The organism is Mucilaginibacter defluvii, assembly GCF_039543225.1.
In the GTDB taxonomy this organism is placed as follows: Bacteria; Bacteroidota; Bacteroidia; order Sphingobacteriales; family Sphingobacteriaceae; genus Mucilaginibacter; species Mucilaginibacter defluvii.
Genome location: NZ_BAABJI010000001.1, coordinates 422,496 through 444,332, shown reverse-complemented (window position 1 = coordinate 444,332; position 21,837 = coordinate 422,496). Strand labels below are relative to the sequence as shown.

Here is a 21,837-nt window from a genome sequence, read left to right as displayed (position 1 = left end):
TTGAACTTGCTTATTGTTTTATCGAAAAATTCATATATCAAAAAAGATACAAAGGCCAAACACACATTTATGTTTTATCCTAAAACCATGAAATCAATAATTAATGCGGGCGGCGCCCTCGCGGTACTGGTTTGCCTGAGCGGATGCAGTAACGAAGAAAAAACGAAAAGCGGACCTGACACGCTGGCCGTTGAGGTAAGCGACCTGAGCAAAGTGAACAGCGAAACCGCGCAGCAAACCGTTTATGACGGTACGCTACAGGCCGATAAGGTGATCGATCTGAGCTTCCAGGTTTCAGGCACTATTGTATCGTTCCCGGTAAAAGCCGGTGATTATGTAAATAAAGGACAACTGATTGCACAGGTTGATGAAACTACCTATCGCAATCAGTACAACGCCCAGTTGGCGCAGGCTAAGCTTGCGGAGGAAAATTATCGACGTATAGAAGAAGTTTACCGCAAAGGCAGCATTGCCGAAATAAAAATGCTCGAAGCCAAATCAAATTACGAGCAGGCAACATCGGCGACCAAGGCAACTTACCAAAACATTGCGCACACGCGCCTTTATGCGCCCGAGTCGGGCTATATCGGACAGAAAATGCTTGAAGCCGGTGGCCTGGCCAGCCCCGGGCAACCTGTTGCGCAGCTGCTTGATACCCGCTCGGTACAGGTATTGGTAGCAGTGCCCGAGAATGAGGTGAACCGCTTTCCGGCTGGCACACCGGCCACTATTAAAATAGACGCGATAGGCAACCGCCTGTTCGAGGGAGTAGTTTCTGAAGTAGGCGTTCTGGCTGTTAATACCTCCGCTAATTACAATGTTAAGGTTAAAATATCCAACCCCGACCGCATGCTTAAACCGGGCATGTTAAGCAAGGTCAACTTCAATACAACAAAAACAAGCGCCGTTAAAACCGATAGCGCCGGTGTTGTGGTACCGGTACAGGCCGTACAGGTTGATGAAAAAGGCAACCAGTTTGTGTACCTGGTAGCATCAGGCAATAAGGCCGAACGCCGGCAGGTTAAAACCGGCCAGCTTTACAGCAACGGCATTGCCATTACCGAGGGGCTTAAGGGCAATGAGCAACTAATCACCTCTGGCTATCAAAAGCTTGCCGATCAAACGCCTGTAACCATCAACAAATAACGCCCACATGAAAGAGAAAAAAGAAAACATGATTGAATGGGCAATGAAGTACCATGTACTTCCGGTGGTGCTTGCCCTGATATTGTTTATACTCGGTATAGCGGCATTATTTAATATGCCGCGGAATGAGTTTCCGGATTTTACCATCAGGCAGGGAGTTATAATAGGCATGTATCCCGGCGCTTCGGCCAAGCAGGTTGAGGAGCAGCTCACCAAAAAGGTTGAAGAGTATCTCTTTAGCAATAACGAAGTTGATAAAACCAAGACCTACTCCTACTCGCGCGATGGGATGATGTACATATTTGTTGAGGTATCAGACAAGTATAACGACGTTCAGAGCAAAACCTTTTGGAATAAGATTAAGAACGGCATGTTCATATTGCAAGCCCAGTTGCCAAAGGAAGTGCGCGGCTTTTATGTGAACAGTGATTTTGGCAGTACCTCTGCCCTGCTTATGGCGGTTGAATCAAAAAACCGCCCGTATAAGGAGTTACTGAATAACGTAGAATATATTGAATCGCAGTTGCGCCATGTTAAGGATGTAGCCAAAATATCGCACAGCGGTAACCTTAACGAGCAGATATCGGTTTATATAGATAATAACAAACTGCAACAGCAGGGCATATCTGTTAATACCATTATGCAGGTGCTGCAAAACGCGGGCGCCATCACGCCGGCGGGGGTTGAAAAGGGTAACGTTATCGACCGCCCGATACACCTCAGCACATTCTTTCAAACCGAGGCCGATCTTTCCGAACAAATTATAAAGCAGGATCAGCAAGGCAACACCGTAAGGCTGCGTGATGTAGCCAGCATTAAGCGCGAGTACCAGGAACCCGACAGCTATGTAACCGCCAACGGCACAAAATCCATCATTATCTCGCTGGAAATGGTGAGCGGAAAAAACATTGTACAGTTTGGCGAAAAGCTGGAAGAACGCCTGGACGTGGTGCGCGAGCATTTACCGCAGGACATCAAGATGGTTAAGCTGGCCAATCAGCCCGAGGTGGTGGATGAATCAATAGCGCACTTTATGAAGGAGTTTGCCTTCGCGCTGATCGGGGTAATTATTGTGGCCTTGCTGTTGTTGCCCTTCCGCGTGGCGGCAGTAGCGGCGGCAACCATACCCATAACCATTGCCGCAACGCTGGCCATAATGTACCTGGCCGGCATTGAGCTGGATACAGTTACCCTTGCGGCGCTTATTGTGGTACTGGGTATAGTAGTGGATGACCCGATTGTGGTTATAGATAATCACATCGAAAAGCTGGATCATGGCATGTCCGTTTGGGATGCCGCAAAAAGCAGTGCCGAAGAGCTTTTTCCTTCAGTGTTTACAGCTACGTTGGCCATATCGGCAACCTTTGTACCGCTGATGTTCTTCATGACGGGTACAGCCAAGGATTTTATCAGCGTGTTCCCCATCACCATCATCATCGCCCTTACCCTATCCTTGGTGATCTCGATGATGCTGGTACCATTCTTTAACACCTTATTCATCAAAAAAGGCCTTGTGCATGGCGATAAAAAGGATGATAAAAGATCCTTTCTTGACCGCTTGCAGGACTTTTTCAATAAACACATCGGCAATGCCATGCGCCATTACCGGTTAACAGTGCTTTTCGCTATACTATCAGTAGTTGTGGGCGTTTTCCTGATGGGGTTACTGCCTCAGCAGTTGTTCCCTAAAGTGGAGCGCAACCAGTTCGCTATCGAGATCTACCTGCCCAGCGGCTACAGCCTCTCACAAACGGACAGTGTGGTAAAAAAGATGGAGCGCATACTGGCTAAAGATAAGCGTGTGGTAAATTACACCAGCTTTATAGGCAATAGCTCGCCGCGTTTTCACATGGTATATGCACCAAACCTGCCCGCAAAAAATTACGCGCAGATATTGCTGAATACCGAATCGGAAGATGCTACCGAGGAATTAATCAAAGAGTACATCCCTAAATACAGCGAGCAGTTTCCTATTGCCTATGTACGCATGAAACAGCTTAACATGGTGAATGCGCAGGCACCGATCGAAGTCCGTATCTCGGGAGACAGCATAGCTGATCTTAAAAGAGTAGCTTACAAAGTAGCGGCTATAGGCAAACGCCATAAACAGATCACCTGGGTACGTACGGATTATGACGATATGCAACAGGGTTTAAGCATCGATGTAAAAACTACCGAAGCCGCACGCCTGGGCATCAGCAAAAACGACATTGCCAATACCATAGCCGCCCAAACAACCGGCATAAAGGCCACCCAGCTTTGGGAAGAAACCTATCCGATAGATGTGGAGATCAAAACGCCCCAAAAAGTACGTATGGATGTTGCCCGCCTGAATGAGCTCAAGGTAATGTCGCCCAATACCGGCGCGGCGGTACCACTGCGGCAGGTAGCTGAGCTTAAACCGGACTGGAATGAGGGCCAGATTGTTCGTCGTAACAGCATACGCACGCTTACAGTACGCATGGATGTGGAGCCCGACGCGGTAGCCAACGGTGTACTGGCAGAGCTGCAACCGGATATCGAAAAAGTCAAACTTCCGCAGGGTGTTGAGATCACATACGGTGGCGAACTCGAACTGCAAAACGAAAATATGGGGCCCATGGGTATGGCATTAGGGCTGAGCGTAATTCTTATCTTCCTGATATTGCTGTGGCACTTTAAGCACTTAAAACACGCTGTGCTGAGTATAACCACCATGCCGCTGAGCATCTTGGGCGCGTCGTTCGGGTTGCTGGTTGCGGGTTATCCTTTTGGCTTTACCTCGTTTTTAGGCTTGCTTGCGCTTTGCGGCATCGTAGTACGGAATGGCGTGATCCTGATTGACTTTGCCGAGGAGCTGCGCCATCACGAAGGGGCATCGGTGTTCGAAGCCGCCAAACTATCGGCAGAACGACGGATGCGGCCTATATTCCTGACCTCATCGGCGGCAGCTGTAGGCGTTATCCCGATGATCATCAGCCGATCATCACTATGGGGTCCACTGGGTACGGTTATCTGCTTCGGCCTGCTGGTATCCATGCTGCTTACCCTGTTTGCATTACCAACCATGTATTGGCTGTTCTTCCGTAAAGAAGATAAGCAGCGGACTGAAAATCAACCAAGCCCCAATGCTTAACATAACGTTTATGAAAAGATATATTTTAGTTTTAATAATCGCTATAAGCCATATACCCGCAATTGCCCAGCAACGGGTAATTACCTTGCGCGAAAGTAAAGACGCGGCGCTATCATACAGCAACACCCTGAAAAACGGGGAGCTACGTGTTGAATCGGCAAAAGCAGGCGTGGCAGCCGCCAAAGCCGATTATCTGCCATCGGTAAGCGCTACTGGCGTGGGGCTTTTGGGGTTTAAGGATTTTATATCGGCCATGCCGCCATTGCTTGAAAAGGGCATTAATAACTTTTACCTGCTAGGCGTAACCGGCATGCAGCCGCTGTATACAGGGGGCAAAATAAAAACCGGCAACGATTTGGCCGCATTGCAACTGGAAGTAACGCGAATCCGCATGCAACAATCAACAGATTCGGTATTGCTGCTAACCGAGCAAAAATACTGGAACCTGGTTAACATACAGGAGCAGCAAAAAACTGTTGCCGCTAATGAAGTACTGCTTAACAGCGTGCTTAAAATGCAAAAGGACATGCTCGCTTCGGGATTGATTGCCCGGAATGACCTCTTAAAGGTAAAAGTTCAGCTAAGTCAGCTAAAGGTGCAAAAAAGCAAACTGCAAAACGGGCGCCGGGTTGCCTTGCTCGACTTTTCCATGTACACCGGGCTTGCATTTGATTCGACCATGACGATGAAGGACACGCTGGACAAACAGCGTTTACCGGTTTTACCGGGAGCATCGCCGGATACGTTGCTGGCTAAAAACCTCGACTATCAGTTACTTAAGAAACGTATTGATGCACAAAAACTTCAGACCAATTTATCTAAAGGCGATAACTTGCCCAGCGTGTCAGTAGGTATAAGCGCAGCACAAGCCGGCTCGTTTAACAGCGGTTTGGGTAGTTCATTTGTTCCTTCGGGATTCTTAACCGTGAGCATACCCATTTCAAACGGTTTGTGGGGACGAGGCAAGCAAAAGGTAAGACAGCAAAAGCTTAACGAAAGCATAGCCGCAAATGACCTGCGGGATGCCCAGGACCAGATCAGGCTGGGTATAACGCGCTACTGGTACAATATGAAAGACCAACTGACACAAATTGTATACGCGCGCGAAAACCTGGAACTGGCCACTGAAAACATGAAGGTTAACCAGGATAATTACAAAGCCGGACTTAGCCCGGTAACAGATGTACTGGATGCTCAGGCCAGCTACCAGCAAGCAGCAGGCACACTCACCACCGCTTATACCGATTACTACAACCAACTGGCTGTTTACCGGTACCTTACCGCAAGCGGGAACGAAAGATAACAACAAATGACAAAAGGGTGCAGACTCATAAGCCTGCACCCTTTTCTGTGTAAAATACCGGTGTCAACTATTTATTGGTCTTCTAAAGCTCCCAGAAAAGCAATAACGGCTTTTATCTCGGGTTTGGTCAGATTAAGCTTGTCTGACGAAAGCGTTTGATTATCAACCGCGATGCCCATACCTGCACCGCCACCCCTGTTGTAAAAATCCAGAACCTCATCTAAAGTTTTATAAACCCCGTTGTGCATGTACGGAGCCGTTTTGGTTATATTACGAACAGTGGAAGTTTTAAAAGCATGTTTGTACTGCGGATAATTGTATAGCGAGTACCGGCCCAGATCGGCATCAATATTTAAGGCTGACGTATCAGCGCTTGAAGGCACGCCCAATACCTCTGCCTCGCTTTTATTAAATAGCGGTGGGGCGGTACCGTTAAATACCGGCGCAAAGTGGCAGCTCCCGCACTTGGCTTTCCCCATAAATAAGTTAAAGCCGCGCTTTTCCTCATTGGTCAATTGCGTTTTATCGCCACGCATATAACGGTCGAACCTGGAATTGAACGGAGCCAATGAACGTATATAAGATGCCAGCGCATGTTGAATACGCCAAGGGTTTGCTTTACCTGTGCTATCATTATAAGCCTTATCAAATAAGGCCTTGTAACGTTTAGTTAAATTGATACGCTGCGAAGCCTGATCCAGAGAACCATCCATTTCCTGTTTATGATGAACCACGTCAAGCGCCTGATCTTCAAGAGAGCCTGCTTTCAGATCGTAAAAAAAGGCGCGTTGTAAACCTGCATAAGCCAGTGTTGGCGTGTTACGCTGAAGTGATTTGTTGCCGCTTATGGCAGCTGCTTTTGTAAGGCCGTCTGTAAAGGCTTTTGATGTGTTATGGCAGCTTGCGCAACTCCGGTTTCCGCTGTTGGACAGGATTACATCGTTAAATAAGGCCTCGCCTAATGTTACTTTTTCTTTGCTGATAAACTCGGAACTGTTACCTACAAACCTGTTTACATTAAAGGCCTTATTTTGAAAAAGGCTTACGGCATCATCATTAAGCGCGGAGCCGCTCGCTGCGGTAGTAATGCCAAGCTTTTTGCGTAATTCACCTATTTGTAAACCCAGCGAATCAATATAATCAGTTATAAATAGCAGCCTGTCAAACCTATTAAAATCATGGTTTTTATTTAGATAATCGGCAGCCCTCCGCGATGTTGTTAACGCCTCACTATCGCCATAGGCAGCGAGTACAGTACTTACGCCGCTTAGCGCTGTCGCGGCTTCGGGTACAGATTGTAAGGCATCAGGTGTATCAAAGCCGGTAATGCCCAACCCGGTTATCCTGAAAATTTCCAGCCTGATGGCATCAAACAGTTGCGCATCCGTAATGGTGTATTGCGCATTAAAGCGGGCAACCCTTTTCAGGTTAAGCTGCATCTTTTTCACTTCGTTAAGCAGCTCATCAGCGTTCTTTGCAGGTTCGTCACCATAAATCAGGCCTTCCATTACCTGGAAACCGGTCGGGTTTTCAACCAGGTTTTCGCCCAATTCAATTTCATCAACCGGCGCTCCGTTTATCATTACGGCCGTGGAGGGGAAAAAATATTCTATATAATACTCCACCCTTTTATACTGATTTCGTGCATCCAGAAAAGCGGTTTTGCTTTTTGCCAGATCAAACTTTTGAACTGCCGGAAACAGTTTCTGATCAACTATGGCCTGCAACTGTACCAGTTCCTTATCAAATGATTGCTTTACGAGCTGTGCAGGCGGCTTTTCATCGCGTTTGCAGAACGCAAAGAACACAGCTATAACTATTAGTAATAACGGAATAATGATGCGGTACTTTCCGGACATATTGGAGATTAAAAATTCCTGTATAAACAAGTCCCCCTGCGGCATTACCACAGGGGGACCTTTTGAAAAAATTACTAATTACTTGGCTACGCCACGAACGATGACAACCTGGCCACCCTCGCTGTTGTTGGTTAAGCGGGTTGTGCCACCGTCAGAATTTTTATATTTATCGCTGGTCCAGGTGTGCGGGTGAATATTTACCACGAATGTGTTCGGAATGCCTGTAAGATTAGAAATATCATACATAGCGCCATACTCCCAGGTGCTTAACTGCAAGTTGTTTGATGGATTATACTTGGTGTTAAACGTGGCGTCTGTACGGCGATGGTTCATTTGCAGCATGGCTTTCAGTGATTTGTTAGCCATTGCAAATTGCCAGATGGTACCATCGTGGTTGTTGTTCTTGTAAAAAGAATCGCCGTCCTCCTGTATGTAAACATAATTTTCGGTTACACAAAGGTTATCAGGGTTAACAATGCTGTTACCCGGATCGTCGGCACCGTCAACCGCTACTTCCAGTTTGCCTTTAAGCGGGTTGTTAGCATCAAGAACCAATTTGTAAACACGGCCCCACATGGTTTTTCCGCTTACTGGGGTTAACTTATCGCCCTGGCTAACGCCGGTCGCGGTAAAATAAATTTCACGGCCGTTGGCATCGCTTCCTTTACGGTAGTCAATATCTTCAACACGGGCAAGCATCAAAGCTTTTTTATCAATTGTTTGTTGTTGCAATTGCGCGCCGGTGCTGCTTTTTACGTTATCAAGTTCTACAAACTCAACATCGTAAGCCTGGCCTTTGCTCATGTTGGTTTCAACAGGATCGTTATTGGTACGTTTCATTACATACAGCTTACCGTTTTGCAGGTCGCCTTGGGTATTTGATACATACATGGCCAGTTGTCCGTCGCCTTCATCTTCGCCAATCATAATAACGGTTTTACCGGTAAAGCTGCCTTTAGGCAGTGGTACCGCATTTTCGGCGCTCCAGCGGCCAAGGGCGGCTACGGTTCTTTGATTATTCTTTTTATCAGCAGCAGCTAACGGATCGATAGCATGGATCATGGATTCGGCACCGCTTTCGCCGGCAGTTAAAAAGGTGGGTTTAGCAAAACCATGCTCCTCAGGCGTTGCCATGGTAGCAGAGCATAATCGTGTCATGCCGCCGTCCGAATCAACAATGTATTCACCCTTAACCGGTTTAAAGTTCTTATCCAGATACACGCGTGATACTGATTGCAATATCTCGTGATTATTGATCATGATAAAACCTTCGCCTGCCGGGTTTTTAAGTATACCGGCACCATCAGGCTGTGCACCGAATATAAAGCTTGGCGACTCAGCCAACACATCGTCAGAACTGATCAGGGTAGTGATCTTCAGATCTTCAAAACCGCTCATCGTTTTAATTAACGAGGGGTTTACTGAAAAGTCTTTCAGTTCAATCGGAGCGGTTGGGGTTGGCGTTGGCACCTCTCCATCGTCATTTTTGTCCTTGGTACAAGCGGTAAAAACCACTGCCGAGCTTACAAAAAGGGCCACAGCAATACTTAATGCTTTTCGGTTAAGTAAAAAATTGTTCATGTGTAATAGTTCTGTTTGTGCCAAAACTAAATCCACCATGTTGCAAAAAAGTAAAGCGCATGTTAAGCTAATCAACAACACGTTATTTAGAAGTATTCTTTATTGCCCGGATACTTAGCAACGTGCGCATATGGTATAAAAACTTTGACCGGCTTAATTAACACGACCGGTAAATACCTGAAATCTATGCTATTTTCACACAAAGCCACACCTTTTTACGATGTGGCTTCTGCAAAAATTCAGATAAAAGGCGATCAGGCTTATTTAACAGTTACGGCAAATTTAAAGGTAGCTGTTACAGTTTTATCTGTTGCATATTCATAAACCAGCGCCTGGCTAATGTTAAATTTATCGTTTAGCACCACTTGTTTCGGGAATTGCCCTATATCGAAAGTAAACTTATCGGCATTCATTTCTGAGAATACCCGGGCATCGCCTCCCCAGCCAATAACATTACCGGCGGCGTTAAACCAGTGGCCGTAACCATTGGCTGTAGTTTGCGCGTTAAGCGTACCGTTACTTTCAACCGCGTAAAACTTAATGGTTTTATTGGCTAATCCTTGCGTTATCTGTGCCGGAGTAAGCACAAAGGCCTGCGCAAGTTTTTCCAGATCAGGAGTTACGGTGCTGCGACTGTAGTTCTCGGTATCGTAAGGTACGGTAACATCTATATTAAAAGTAACATCCTTAGGCGTTGATCCCGTTGGAATCTCAATATCATTTAACAATGTGGTGTTGGTAAATTTAATCTTATATGGCCATTGCTCATCGTTGCTGTTATCATCATCCCAACCGTGCTGGGCATACGTTGTGGGGGCGCCGGTTACTATAAACCATAGTTTGCTGCAATTGGCTGGTACTGTAAAGTTGGCATCACCGCTTTTATTTTCGAACATGGTGCCATATACGCGTGTACCATTGTTTAGTAAGGCAACAAAACCATATCGCCAACCGGCTTTGGCGGCATCAACCTGGTTATAACCGCCGGCATTGGCCAAACCGGTAAAGGCGGCTTTTATTATGTTTCCGCCTGCGGGAACTTTAACAGGTACTATATTAAAGCCTGTAGTACCCGGGCAACGCGAATATTTTACCTGGAAACTACCATCGCTCAGCTTGTCAAACTCATACGGTTGCTGCCCTATGTAACCGGCGCCGATGTCTCTTATCGCGTCAATATCCCAGGTGGCAAAATGGGCGGCGGCATCGTACACTTCATCATTAAGCTGTTTATTATTGATGCCGGTTAAACGCATATAGGCCTGTATGCCATCCTCGGGCTGCAAGGCCTCGCGCCAAATGCGGCCAACAATTTCAATACCGTGTTTTGATGCCCAATAGGTTTGCAGAAAGTAACTCGCGTAACGTTGTGCTTCATGATGAAAGTGACGATGGCAATTATCCATGTACACACCAAAATCATAGGAGCTAAAAGCTTCTTCCGGATAGCTTTGAAAAGCCTGCCATTGCGCGGTTTGTTCCCAAAAACCATTGCCCGGCTTACCGCCGAACCCATACCTGAAGCCGAATGCTCCGCCCTTGTCACAACGTACCTGGTATTGAAAACTATGGCCTATCTCGTGCGCCAGCGTAGAGCCTACCGGCTTTACTGTATTGGGGCTTATCCATAGCGCGCCTATCACATCGTCATACCCGGAGCCTGTTGCCAGCCACTCATCCTGGTAATACAAAAAGATCATCATCTTGTATTTATCCAGGTTAGATTTACCATTGCCTACCTCGGCAAACTTAAGCGTATTGATATTGAGCTTGTAAAAACCTTCGGCCTTTAGCAACAAGTCATTAATATCTACACGGTATTGCTCGGGCACTGCAGCAGCGTTCGGGTCATTCGCCCCGTACTTAGCGTCCCAAAAAACTATGAAATGTTCTGACTGGCGGCTGCGCTTGTAAGCCCATTTACTTGCCGGATTATTAAAGTCGTTGTCTTTAAATTCCTGCGGCGTGTAAATAGCCAGCGTGTCCTTTTTTGCCGGCTCCGGCGCGGGCTGCTCATCCCCGCGCTGTGCTTTTTTACAACTGCCCAAAAACAAGCTGAATATTACCAACAGGCAGAGTAATGTTTTAAGCCAAGCGAGGTAATTCCCGGGGTTGATCCTTTGCGCTAACGTCATCATAATTTATAGGTTATATATTATTTATAAATATCATAAGTTGATACTTACCCTATGCTGATGATATTGCCTTATGTTTAGCGAATTTTATCCTTTATAACTGTGGTATTTCCTATCGCAACGCATATTTTTAAAGGCTCTTAGATCAAAACGCATATGAGAAAACGAAAATTACAGGTATCGGAAAGCCTTTTCTAATACTTTTCTCACAACTGTTTAATAAATCGCTAATAGCAGATAACTAAAAATTAAATTTGTCATACACTTGTGTTTTTTAACAGTTTATTAACGCTTTTCAGAGATCATTAAGTTCATTTTGACTTATATTTGCCACCTGAAAATGACAGGGATACTGCGAAACGGATATTTTAAAACAATTTTAGGCCTGCTGCTTATTGCGGTGCTGGCGCTAAAATCGTGCGATCTGTTTATCGGGTACTATAAAAATATCAGCAAAGCCTACGCCGTAGAAAAAGCCGAAGAAGAGGGCAGTAACCGCACGGGTGAAAACTGTTTTGACAAGGCTGATAAAAAATTGTACTCGTGCTATGAATACGGCTATATTTATAACATTGTACACCATATAATTCCATCGTCTCCTGTTTACGGGGTATATAGCTTCTCCATATTTAAAGAGCCCCTGCGCGATGTGCTCACACCGCCTCCAAACATGGCCTGAAAATATTTTCTCAAGTCAAAACCATTTATACTTTGATTTATTATATATCGGGTTATAATATTTACAACCATGTATATAGTTTAAGCCATAGTGCTTGTAATAAAGCGTTTACAGCTTAAAACGATCGGTTTTGAACGCCCGCTATCTTACTTAACAACATTTTTATTTAATATATTATTTTTTATCTTTTTATGAAAAAGAAAAAAATCATTAATGCCCCTACTCCTTGGCAACGGCTTGTTAGACTGTTACATTACGAGCGGTCAACCATCAACTATATTTTTATTTACGCGCTGCTGATTGGTTTAATTGGCCTTACCTTGCCGCTTGGCACAACGGCTGTATTCAACCTACTCTCAAACGGCGCTATGTATAGCTCTACCTACCTGCTGATAACCGTGGTGCTTGTTGGCGTAATTATTGGCGGCGCGCTGCTGATAGGCCAACTCACGCTGGTTGAATTTCTGGAACAAAAAATATTTACACGTACATCAATGGAGTTTGCCTACAGGCTGCCGCGAATAAAAAAGCAGGAACTGGAAGGAGAACATGTACCAGAACTGGTTAACCGCTTTTTTGATATTTTAACTATACAAAAAGGCCTTACCAAGTTGCTGGTTGATATTGTTGCCTCATCAGTGCAGATATTTTTTAGCGCTGTACTGCTTACGTTTTATCACCCGGTTTTCTTTGTTTTTGGCTTTTTGGCCATAGGAGCTATAGTAGCTACTGTATTACTTTACTATCGCCGGGGTGTTGATACGAGTATTGAAGAGTCGGAGCATAAATATGAACTGGTTGCCCATCTGGAGGAAGTAGCAGGCGACCTTGATAATTATAGGGGCAATAAATTAATGATGGATAAAGTAGTTAAAACTACCGACGAAATAAACGCAAAATACCTGATGGCCCGTAACGATCACTTTAGCGTGCTGCGGAAATTTTTTGTTAGCGCCGTTGCCCTGCGCACGGTGCTGATGGGCGCGCTGCTGCTGCTGGGATCATTCTTTGTGGTTGAAAGACAGATGACCTTTGGGCAGTTCGTAGCAGCTGAGGTAATTGTTGTACAAATTAGCTACGCGGTTGAAAAATTAATGACCAACCTGAACACATTGTTTGACATGGTTACCGGCAGTGAAAAACTTGCCGTAGTTACCGATATGGAATTGGAGGAGGAAAACTAAAATGGCATCTGCATCACATAACACCGCCCATATTGAGGAGATGGAGGCTTTGGCCCAGCAATCCCGCACAAAACTGATCAGCATTAAAGGTTCACGAACTTTAGGGCGTATTATGACGGTTTGCCTTATTGTTTTCATTATTATATTATTACTGCCCTGGCGGCAAACCATACCCGGCCGTGGTACTGTAACCGCACTGAGGCCGGAAGACCGCCCGCAAACCGTACAAAACCAAATTGGCGGCCGTATTGAACGCTGGACTGTGCGCGACGGGCAGGAAGTGAAAAAAGGCGACACCATCCTCGTAATATCCGAAACCAGCCAATCGTACTTTGACCCTGAACTTCCGCTTAGGCTGAAGGAACAACTGGAAGCCAAACAAAACAGCGAAAAAGCGGCCGTACAAAAAATAGACGCTACCGAAGCGCAGATAAAGGCGCTTACCAACGGCTTGCGCTTTCAGTTATCCGCTGCGGAAAACAAGGTACGCCAGGCAGAAAACTATGTAAAGATGGACAGCGCCGACCTGGTAGCGGTAACCAACTACTACGAAACTTCAAAGGCAAGGCTTGCGCGTTACGAAAAGGGTTTTAAAGACGGCTTGTTCTCATTAACCGACATTGAAACGCGCCGCTTAAAGCTTCAGGAAGACCGCGCGAAAGTGGTTGGGCAGCAAAACAAGCTCAACAATTCAACCCAGGCGTTGCTTAACGCACGTATCGACCTGGATAACATCCGCGCCAAGTACCAGGAAACCCTGGCCAAAACACAGTCTGACCTGAGTTCGGCGTTATCAAGCCGTGCCAGCGTGCGCGGCGAAATAGCTAAGTTGCGTAATGATATCGCTAATATAGATGTGCGGCGCGGACACTACATCGTACGCGCCCCTCAGGACGGCTATGTGGTAAAAACGCTTAAAGCCGGTATAGGCGAAAATATTAAGGACGGCGAATCAGTAGTTACCCTGCAACCCCTGCATCCGCAGGTAGCGGCCGAGCTGTATGTTAACGCGATGGACGTTCCGCTGATTTTAGATACGAGCGATGTACGCCTGCAGTTTGAAGGCTGGCCATCGGTGCAGTTTTCGGGTTGGCCATCAGTTGCCGTAGGCACATTTGCAGGTAAGGTTTGGGCTATTGACCGCGTGAGCAGCAACGGCGGTAAGTACCGGGTGCTGATCAGGCCAGCAAATCCTGTACCTACGAAAGACGAACCATGGCCAATACAATTAAGGCAGGGTTCGGGTGTGTATGGGCGTATCATTTTACGCTCGGTACCGGTATGGTATGAAATATGGCGACAGCTGAACGGTTTCCCGCCAAGCTTGGAAAAAGAACCCAAGGACAATGAAACAGCAGCAGAAAAATCAAAATAAACTGCTGTACTTAGTTAAGTAAATAACTATGAATTTTAGAAGATACATAGCCGGACTGCTGATGCTCATTAGCGCGCTTGGCGCTATGGCACAGCCAAGGGCAGCAACTGATACCGGGAAGATTTTCTCGCTTGATGACCTGGAGGAGATCGTTTTTCGCAATCACCCGATAGTAAAACAGGCCGCATTGCTAAGTGAGGCTGCAAAAGCGAACGTGCTACAGTCATCCGGATATTTTGACCCGGCAATTAAAGCCTCATTTGGTCGTAAGCTTTTTGGAAATACTGAGTATTATAATAACTGGAACAGCGAGCTTAAGGTACCTCTGTACGTAGCCGGCGCCGATTTAAAAGTTGGGTATGACCGCAGCGTGGGTACCTATACCAATCCGGAAACACGCACACCACTTTCGGGGCTAACAGGCGTGGGCCTTACCATACCCCTGGGGCAGGGTTTGCTTATTGACGAACGCCGTAGCACCCTGCAACAGGCCAAGGTTATGGTTAATTATGCCGAGGCTGAAAAGGTTAAACAGATAAACAGCGTATGGTACGCCGCTGCCAAGGATTACTGGGCCTGGTACTATGCCTATCGCGAATACCTGTTATTGAGAGAGGGCGTAACGCTTGCCGAGAAACGTTTTGAAGCCGTTAGGCGGCAAACTTTAATTGGCGATAAACCGCCTATCGACTCGGTAGAAGCGAGTATTACGGTGCAGGAGCGGCAGATACAACTTGCAAAAAGTACTATTTCCCTGCAAAACTCGGCTTTAATACTATCAAACCACCTATGGAATGCCGAAGGCATACCGCTTGAACTACCACCTAATGCGGTACCGCAGCCGGTAAATAATAATATTACATTGCCGGAGAACGCTTTGCTGGAGAACCTGCTGGGGCAGGCCGAGCAGCAACACCCCGAACTGTTAAAGCTACGGGCTAAAAACGCGCAACTTGATATTGACAGGCGCTACCGTCAGGAGATGCTCAAACCCAAGATCAACGTTAGTGGCTCACTCCTATCCACCCGGCGCGATTTTAACAGTTACGTGCCCGATTATTATGATTTTAACTGGAGCAATTATAAGGTAGGTATTGAATTTGCCTTCCCTTTGTTTTTACGTAAGGAACGTGGTAAGTTACGCGAGGTTAAAATTAAGCAGCAACAACTAAATTATGACCTGCAACAGTATGGCCGTGAAATAAGTAACAATATCCGATCGTCATATAACGATCTGAACGCTTACCGCTCGCAATTAGTGGTGCAAGTGCAAAGCATCAACAATCAGCAAACGCTGTTAACCGGTGAGCTGCAGAAGTTTGATTTGGGTGAGAGTACCTTGTTCCTGATCAACAGTCGCGAAAGCAAGCTGATTGATATGAAAATAAAGCGGGAGAGTATGGTAGCCGGCTATCAGAAAACCCTGGCCGAGCTTTACTATAAAGCCGGTACCACGCAAACGGCTACCGGGCAATAGCAACAAAAAAGCCTGAAGCAATTTTATCTGCTTCAGGCTTTTTCTTGAAAAAATAAACTAAAACTAACTAATGTAATTATGCTTTAAAGGTTGAGTGCACACTGGTAATTTTCCAGCCGTTACCGGTGTTGGTGATTGTTACCAGGTTACTGCGGGTAAAACCGTCATACTCCAGGTCAACTTTTACGATGGCAACCTCGCCGTTACTTTCAACTGTTGAAGTATTTACTTTACATTCCTGATCAGTATTTTTGGTTGATTTCAGGAAGTTCAACATTTCAGTTTTGCTGAAGTTGAGGCTTTTTTGGCCACGCATCATGCTGAATTTAACACCATTGTCAAGCACCTGGGCAAAGCCATCAAGTTTACCATGCGCAACGGCTTCAATGTATGAGTTAACAGCGTAATCTTTTGTTAATTTAGCGATGTCGTCGGCTTTTACAAAGTTTGAGGTTATGATTAATGCTAAGCCTAACAGGATTGATTTTAAGGTTTTCATGATATTATTGTTTTAAAGGTTTGTATAAATAAATTATGTTTTGTTTTATATCTATAAGACAGTAGCACTATTGCAAACGTTACAACAATTTTAGTTCTACAACCACTTTTAACATATATTTAACAATTGGCCTTAAATTGATTGTTTTGAAGGCTTAAAACTCTCATTATTTAACCGTATTGTAATTACTGGCCTATGCCGTTGCAAACTAGCATGTTTAAGCATCCCGCCTTGCGGCAAATAATGTCAAAAAAATTGATAGGTATGTATATAACTACCAGCATTGCCGACAACCGAACCGGGCAGTTGTGGCAAACCTTTATGCCGCGACGTAAAGAAATAAGCAATGCATTATCAAATCACCTGTATTCGCTGCAGGTTTATCCCGCAGGTTATTTTGAATCCTTTGATGCAAACAGGGAATTTGAAAAATGGGCCTTGGTAGAGATTGATACAGAAACAACTGTACCGGAAGCCATGGAAACCTTTGATTTGCCGGGTGGACTATATGCCGCGTTCAATTACAAAGGCTCAAGTGCGGACACCAGCATCTTCAATTATATATTTTCTGAATGGCTGCCCGCGTCGGGTTACCTATTAGATGACCGCCCGCATTTTGAAGTATTGGGTGAAAAGTATAAAAATAATGATCCGGAATCAGAAGAAGAGATATGGATACCCGTAAAGCCAAAACCCGGTTATGATAACATTTGAAACCATTATATTACAGTTTGCCGAGAATGGCGATAAAACCGGCTGGACTTATATTGATATACCCGCCCACATTGCGGCCGAAATTAAGCCCGGCCATAAACGGTCATTCCGCGTGCGGGGTTTGTTGGATGGCTTTGCCATTGCCGGTGCAGCCCTGCTGCCGGCCGGCGAAGGTAATTTTATATTACCCATAAACGGACAAATGCGAAAAGGTACCCGAAAGGGCGAGGGTGCCATGTTGCATGTGCAGTTAGAAGATGATAAGGATTTTAAGGTTGAGATACCCGATGATTTAACCGAATGCCTGGAATATGAACCTGAGGCAGCTAATTACTTTTACGGGCTCACACCATCGCACCGCGGCTATTTTGTTAAATGGATTGACAGTGCCAAAACCCAGCCCACGCGCGATAAGCGCATTGCGTTAACTGTAAACGCCCTCGTAAACCGGTGGGATTACGGCCAAATGCTGCGCGCATCCCGCAAGGAATAAAAATAAAAAGGGCCCCTGAAAGCCAAATCGGGACCCTTTAAACACAATTGTTATACACCAACGCTTACTTATATACCGAGCAAACATTAGTAATTTTCCAGCCTTTGCCTGTGTCAGCAAAGGTCACGTAGTTGGTACGGATAAAGTTACCATACTTCATTTCTACCTTGAGTACAGACATTTGTCCGTTCTCCTCCACAACTGTACTATGGGTATCGCACAGTTGTTTAATTCCCTTTAAATTTGCTTCCATGTACTTCAGCATTTCAGCCTTGCCATAGGTAGCCACACGCTTGTTGCCCATCAGTATGCAAAACTTGGCATCCTTATCCAATATATTCTCGAAACCTCCTAGTTTACCCAGCGTTACCGCCTCTACATAAATATTGGTAGCGTATGTTTTTGTCAGTTTGTAATCGTCATCGTTATTGGCCTTTGCCAAGCTGCCGGCCAGCATCAGCAGCATGGCGAACAGTATCCTTAAATTTTTCATGATACGGTAGTTAAGGGGTTAATTTAATTTTGTTAATGTTTTTATTAATAAGACACCTCGAAATTTAAAGAGGTTACAGCTGCTGATAAATTTTCTTTAGAAAATTGCTAAATTGAAACTGATCAAGTTAACATGTTCATAAGTTGACTTAGATAATAGCACGGGATGCCTTATCTTTACCCATCCATATTTTTTATTGCTAATAAATGAGTGACGATCTGACTAACGATATACCTGCTAACGGCGAAGAAAAATTAAACAATGTTATCTCACTTGATGGCCTGTACGAAAACTGGTTCCTGGATTACGCCTCATACGTAATACTTGACCGTGCCGTGCCACACATCAATGATGGCTTAAAACCGGTACAACGCCGCATACTGCACTCGTTAAAGGAGATGGACGACGGCCGCTTTAACAAGGCAGCCAACGTTATTGGCCATACCATGAAGTATCACCCGCATGGTGATGCATCCATTGGCGATGCCATGGTACAGATAGGGCAGAAAAGCCTGCTGATAGATACTCAGGGTAACTGGGGCGACCCGGTAACCGGCGACTCGGCAGCGGCCCCGCGTTATATTGAGGCGCGGCTTTCAAAATTTGCTAACGAGGTAGTTTTTAACCCCGATACCACCAACTGGCAAGCAAGTTATGATGGCCGTAACAAGGAACCGCTAACCCTTCCGGTTAAGTTTCCGTTGCTGCTCGCGCAGGGCGCCGAGGGTATTGCCGTGGGCCTAGCCACCAAAGTTTTACCGCATAACTTTGTTGAGCTGCTCGATGCTTCGGTGGAAGTACTGCGTGGGAACCGCCCCAACCTGATGCCCGATTTTAGCACCGGCGGTATGGCCGATTGCTCAAACTACAACGAAGGCCAGCGTGGCGGCCGCGTAAGGGTACGCGCGCGCATAGTTGAGCGTGATAAAAAAACCTTAGCCATTACCGAGATACCCTTCAGCACCACAACCGGCAGTTTGATAGACAGCGTGATTGCGGCCAACGACAAGGGCAAGATCAAGATCAAAAAGATAGAGGACAACACGGCTAAGGATGTGGAGATCATCATTCACCTCGCGCCGGGCATTTCGCCTGATGTTACAATTGATGCCCTTTACGCCTTTACCGATTGCGAAGTATCCATATCGCCTAATACCTGTGTAATTCAGGATGATAAGCCACGCTTTGTTAGTGTGAACGATATGCTGGTGGAATGTACCGAAACCACCAAAGACCTGCTGAAGCAGGAGCTAGAAATACGGCTGAAGGAGCTGATGGAAAAGATATTCTTCAGCTCGCTGCTTAAAATATTTATCCAGGAAGGGATGTACAAGCATCCCGACTACGAAAGCTCAACCAATTTTGAGGAAGTGGTTGGCGTGCTTAACCGCTTGTTCGAACCTTTCTTTCCGCAGTTTTACCGCGAAATACTGCCCGAGGACTACAAGCGCTTGATTGATAAGCCAATGAGCAGCATCACCCGTTTTGATGTTAAAAAGACGGATGAGCAGATCAAGAATCTGCAGGATGAGATTAAGGAAGTAAAACATCACCTTAAACACCTTAATGATTATGCGATAGCCTGGTTTGAAAAGCTGAAGGATAAATACGGTAAAGATCGCGGGCGCAAAACCGAATTACGCACTTTTGATAAAGTAGAGGCCGCACAGGTGGCCCTGGCCAATGTGAAGCTTTATGTAAACCGGGTAGACGGTTTTGTGGGCTCCGGCTTAAAGCGCGACGATAATGTAGAACTGGTTGGCGAATGCTCGGATATTGACGATATTATTGTTTTCCGTGGCGACGGCCGTTTCAGCGTAGTACGCATCCAGGATAAAGTATTTGTGGGTAAGGATATCATCCACGTAGCGGTATTTAAAAAGAACGACGAGCGCACCATCTACAATATGGTATATAAAGATGGCGAAAGCGGAGTAAGCTATGTAAAACGCTTTGCGGTAACCGGCATTACGCGCGATAAGGAGTACGATTTGACCAAGGGCACCAAAGGCTCCAAATCATTATACTTCAGTGCTAACCCGAACGGCGAGGCCGAGGTGATCAACATACAACTGAAACCGCATTCCAAGCTTAAAAAATTACAGTTTGATCTGGATTTTGCGGAGATCGGCATCAAGGGCCGCGGTTCGATGGGTAATATCGTAACCAAATATCCGGTTAAAAAAATCACACTGAAAAGTAAAGGGGTGAGTACGCTTGCCGGCCGTAAAATTTGGTATGATGAGGTGCTTAAACGCCTGAACGCTGATGGGCGCGGTAAGTACCTTGGTGAGTTTGATGGCGACGACCGTGTATTGACTGTAATGAGCAATGGCGTGTACGAGTTAACCAGCTTTGACCTGAATAACCATTTTGATGATAAGATGATCGTTATTGAAAAATACGATCCGGAAAAGGTTTATACTGTAGTGCATTTTGAGGGCAAGGCTAAAAACTATATGGTTAAACGCTTTGTGTTTGAAAATACCGCTATAGGAAGGCAAACCAGTATCATCAGCGATGAAAACGGATCTAAACTCATCATCATCTCCGGCGCTGCACAGGCAGTGGTTAAGGTAGAGCAGCTGAAAGGCAAAACCCAAATACCAGAGGTAGTTGAGCTTAACCTGGCCGACCTGATAGATGTAAAAGGCATGAAAGCGATGGGCAACCGTTTGTCTGCACACGTGGTGCAAAGCGTTGAATTGATTGCCGAGCATGACGATGCCGCCGATGTACCCGATCCGGCACCGGACAGTGTTGAAGCTACCGAGATTATCCAGACGCCTGAAGATAAAACCACGGTTGACGCCCCTCCCGCTGCGGACGCGCCCGTTAATAATATATCTGAAGAAAAACCTGCTAAAAAGATCGATCTGGAAATTACCAACCCGGACGATATAGATATGGACGATAAAGGGCAGTTAGGCCTGTTTTAAACCAAAAGGAATTAGTTATATTTGATGGTACTTAGTGCTTTATCATATTAACTGATTCCTTTTTTATGTTTGCTCTTGATAATAGCTATCTCTATTATATACCATTAGTTTTACAGGGCATATGCGCCATCCATTGCATACGCAACGGGCATCAGCAAAAATGGCTGTGGGTAATTATTATACTGCCGGTTATCGGCTGCATTGCGTACCTGTATTCAGAAGTACTGTCGGGCCGTAGGATGCGCCAGCCCAATATTGATGTTAAGGCCATCATCAATCCCGGTGTTAAATACAAACGCCTGGAGGAGCAGTTGCGCTTTAGCGATACTTTTGCCAACCGTATTAAACTGGCCGACGCTTACCTGGAAGGCGGATACACCCAGCAGGCCATTGAGCTTTATGAAGCCAGCCTCACCGGCGCTTTCGCCGAAAACGAACACGTTTTACAGCAACTGATAATCGCGTATAACCAAAGCGAACGTTATGATGATACTATAGCTACGGCTCAAAAAATATATAAGCTGCCGCAGTTCATCCGCTCGCGCTCGCATATACTATACGCCATTGCCCTTGAAAAAACGGGTAAAACTGAACAGGCCGAAGCTGAATTTAAATTGATGAAGGGCCGTTACTCCTACTTTGAGCAACGTTATGAATATGCGTTATTTTTGATACGCAATAACCGGCACCAGGATGCGGCTGATATTTTGGCCGATATGCTGGAGGAGCAACCGCACCTTACCCCAGTAGAGCGCAAAAGCAACCGCAAATGGTTTAACTATGCCAATGCGGAATTAAGGAAATTACAATCCGGCAAATTCGCATAAAAAAAGCAGCGCAATAAA

The 21,837-nt window shown here is 45.7% G+C and carries 16 protein-coding genes; 11 read left to right on the top strand and 5 right to left on the bottom strand.

Annotated elements, in window-relative coordinates; translation table 11 throughout:
- Positions 1 to 87: 87 nt before the first annotated feature.
- Genes ABD960_RS01890 through ABD960_RS01880 form a run of 3 tightly spaced genes read left to right on the top strand, consistent with a single transcriptional unit; the run spans position 88 to position 5,564 of the window.
- Positions 88 to 1,146: an efflux RND transporter periplasmic adaptor subunit gene (locus tag ABD960_RS01890; protein WP_345329217.1), complete on the top strand. Its 1,059-nt coding sequence runs from the start codon at positions 88 to 90 to the stop codon at positions 1,144 to 1,146.
- 7 nt (positions 1,147 to 1,153) lie between these two features.
- Entirely contained in the window at positions 1,154 to 4,261 is a 3,108-nt protein-coding gene (locus tag ABD960_RS01885) for an efflux RND transporter permease subunit (RefSeq protein WP_345329216.1), read from the top strand.
- A 10-nt stretch (positions 4,262 to 4,271) separates the two neighbouring features.
- Positions 4,272 to 5,564 carry a TolC family protein gene (locus tag ABD960_RS01880; protein ID WP_345329215.1) on the top strand — a complete coding sequence of 431 codons (1,293 nt, stop codon included), beginning with the start codon at positions 4,272 to 4,274 and terminating at the stop codon, positions 5,562 to 5,564.
- Between the two features lie 71 nt (positions 5,565 to 5,635).
- Here the strand turns inward: ABD960_RS01880 and ABD960_RS01875 are convergent, their stop codons facing one another.
- The 3 genes from ABD960_RS01875 to ABD960_RS01865 all read right to left on the bottom strand — a co-directional run bounded on the left by ABD960_RS01875 (position 5,636) and on the right by ABD960_RS01865 (position 11,142).
- Complete coding sequence (locus ABD960_RS01875; protein WP_345329214.1) at positions 5,636 to 7,423, bottom strand: cytochrome c peroxidase; 1,788 nt, start codon at positions 7,421 to 7,423, stop codon at positions 5,636 to 5,638.
- 78 nt (positions 7,424 to 7,501) lie between these two features.
- A complete protein-coding gene (locus tag ABD960_RS01870) occupies positions 7,502 to 9,004 on the bottom strand; it encodes a PhoX family protein (protein ID WP_345329213.1) in 1,503 nt (500 codons plus the stop codon).
- Positions 9,005 to 9,264: 260 nt separating this feature from the next.
- On the bottom strand, positions 9,265 to 11,142 hold the full coding sequence (locus ABD960_RS01865; RefSeq protein WP_345329212.1) for a DUF4859 domain-containing protein: 1,878 nt from the start codon (positions 11,140 to 11,142) through the stop codon (positions 9,265 to 9,267).
- Positions 11,143 to 11,479: 337 nt separating this feature from the next.
- Here ABD960_RS01865 and ABD960_RS01860 point away from each other — a divergent pair, with 337 nt between their 5' ends.
- The 4 genes from ABD960_RS01860 to ABD960_RS01845 all read left to right on the top strand — a co-directional run bounded on the left by ABD960_RS01860 (position 11,480) and on the right by ABD960_RS01845 (position 15,854).
- Positions 11,480 to 11,818 (top strand): hypothetical protein, encoded by a 339-nt coding sequence (locus ABD960_RS01860; protein WP_345329211.1) that lies wholly within the window; start codon positions 11,480 to 11,482, stop codon positions 11,816 to 11,818.
- Between the two features lie 191 nt (positions 11,819 to 12,009).
- Positions 12,010 to 13,002 carry an ABC transporter transmembrane domain-containing protein gene (locus ABD960_RS01855; RefSeq protein WP_345329210.1) on the top strand — a complete coding sequence of 331 codons (993 nt, stop codon included), beginning with the start codon at positions 12,010 to 12,012 and terminating at the stop codon, positions 13,000 to 13,002.
- 1 nt (position 13,003) lies between these two features.
- Positions 13,004 to 14,377, top strand: a complete 1,374-nt coding sequence (locus ABD960_RS01850; RefSeq protein ID WP_345329209.1) for an HlyD family secretion protein — start codon at positions 13,004 to 13,006, stop codon at positions 14,375 to 14,377.
- A 28-nt stretch (positions 14,378 to 14,405) separates the two neighbouring features.
- A complete protein-coding gene (locus ABD960_RS01845) occupies positions 14,406 to 15,854 on the top strand; it encodes a TolC family protein (RefSeq protein WP_345329208.1) in 1,449 nt (482 codons plus the stop codon).
- A gap of 76 nt (positions 15,855 to 15,930) precedes the next feature.
- Here ABD960_RS01845 and ABD960_RS01840 read toward each other — a convergent pair whose 3' ends face one another.
- Positions 15,931 to 16,353: a nuclear transport factor 2 family protein gene (locus tag ABD960_RS01840; protein ID WP_345329207.1), complete on the bottom strand. Its 423-nt coding sequence runs from the start codon at positions 16,351 to 16,353 to the stop codon at positions 15,931 to 15,933.
- 243 nt (positions 16,354 to 16,596) lie between these two features.
- On the opposite strand from ABD960_RS01840, the gene ABD960_RS01835 reads away from it, so the two are divergent.
- Positions 16,597 to 17,067, top strand: coding sequence for a GyrI-like domain-containing protein (locus ABD960_RS01835; RefSeq protein ID WP_345329206.1), 471 nt, complete (start codon positions 16,597 to 16,599; stop codon positions 17,065 to 17,067).
- The gene (locus ABD960_RS01830) at positions 17,054 to 17,560 is read left to right on the top strand and encodes a YdeI/OmpD-associated family protein (protein ID WP_345329205.1); all 507 of its coding nucleotides are present in this window, start codon (positions 17,054 to 17,056) and stop codon (positions 17,558 to 17,560) included. Before ABD960_RS01835 ends, ABD960_RS01830 begins: the two co-directional genes overlap by 14 nt.
- 64 nt (positions 17,561 to 17,624) lie before the next feature.
- Here the strand turns inward: ABD960_RS01830 and ABD960_RS01825 are convergent, their stop codons facing one another.
- Complete coding sequence (locus ABD960_RS01825; RefSeq protein WP_345329204.1) at positions 17,625 to 18,053, bottom strand: hypothetical protein; 429 nt, start codon at positions 18,051 to 18,053, stop codon at positions 17,625 to 17,627.
- A 206-nt stretch (positions 18,054 to 18,259) separates the two neighbouring features.
- Here ABD960_RS01825 and ABD960_RS01820 point away from each other — a divergent pair, with 206 nt between their 5' ends.
- Both ABD960_RS01820 and ABD960_RS01815 read left to right on the top strand, forming a co-directional pair.
- Positions 18,260 to 20,992, top strand: a complete 2,733-nt coding sequence (locus ABD960_RS01820) for a DNA gyrase/topoisomerase IV subunit A (RefSeq protein WP_345329203.1) — start codon at positions 18,260 to 18,262, stop codon at positions 20,990 to 20,992.
- Between the two features lie 65 nt (positions 20,993 to 21,057).
- Positions 21,058 to 21,819, top strand: coding sequence for a PLDc N-terminal domain-containing protein (locus ABD960_RS01815; RefSeq protein WP_345329202.1), 762 nt, complete (start codon positions 21,058 to 21,060; stop codon positions 21,817 to 21,819).
- Positions 21,820 to 21,837 lie beyond the last annotated feature (18 nt).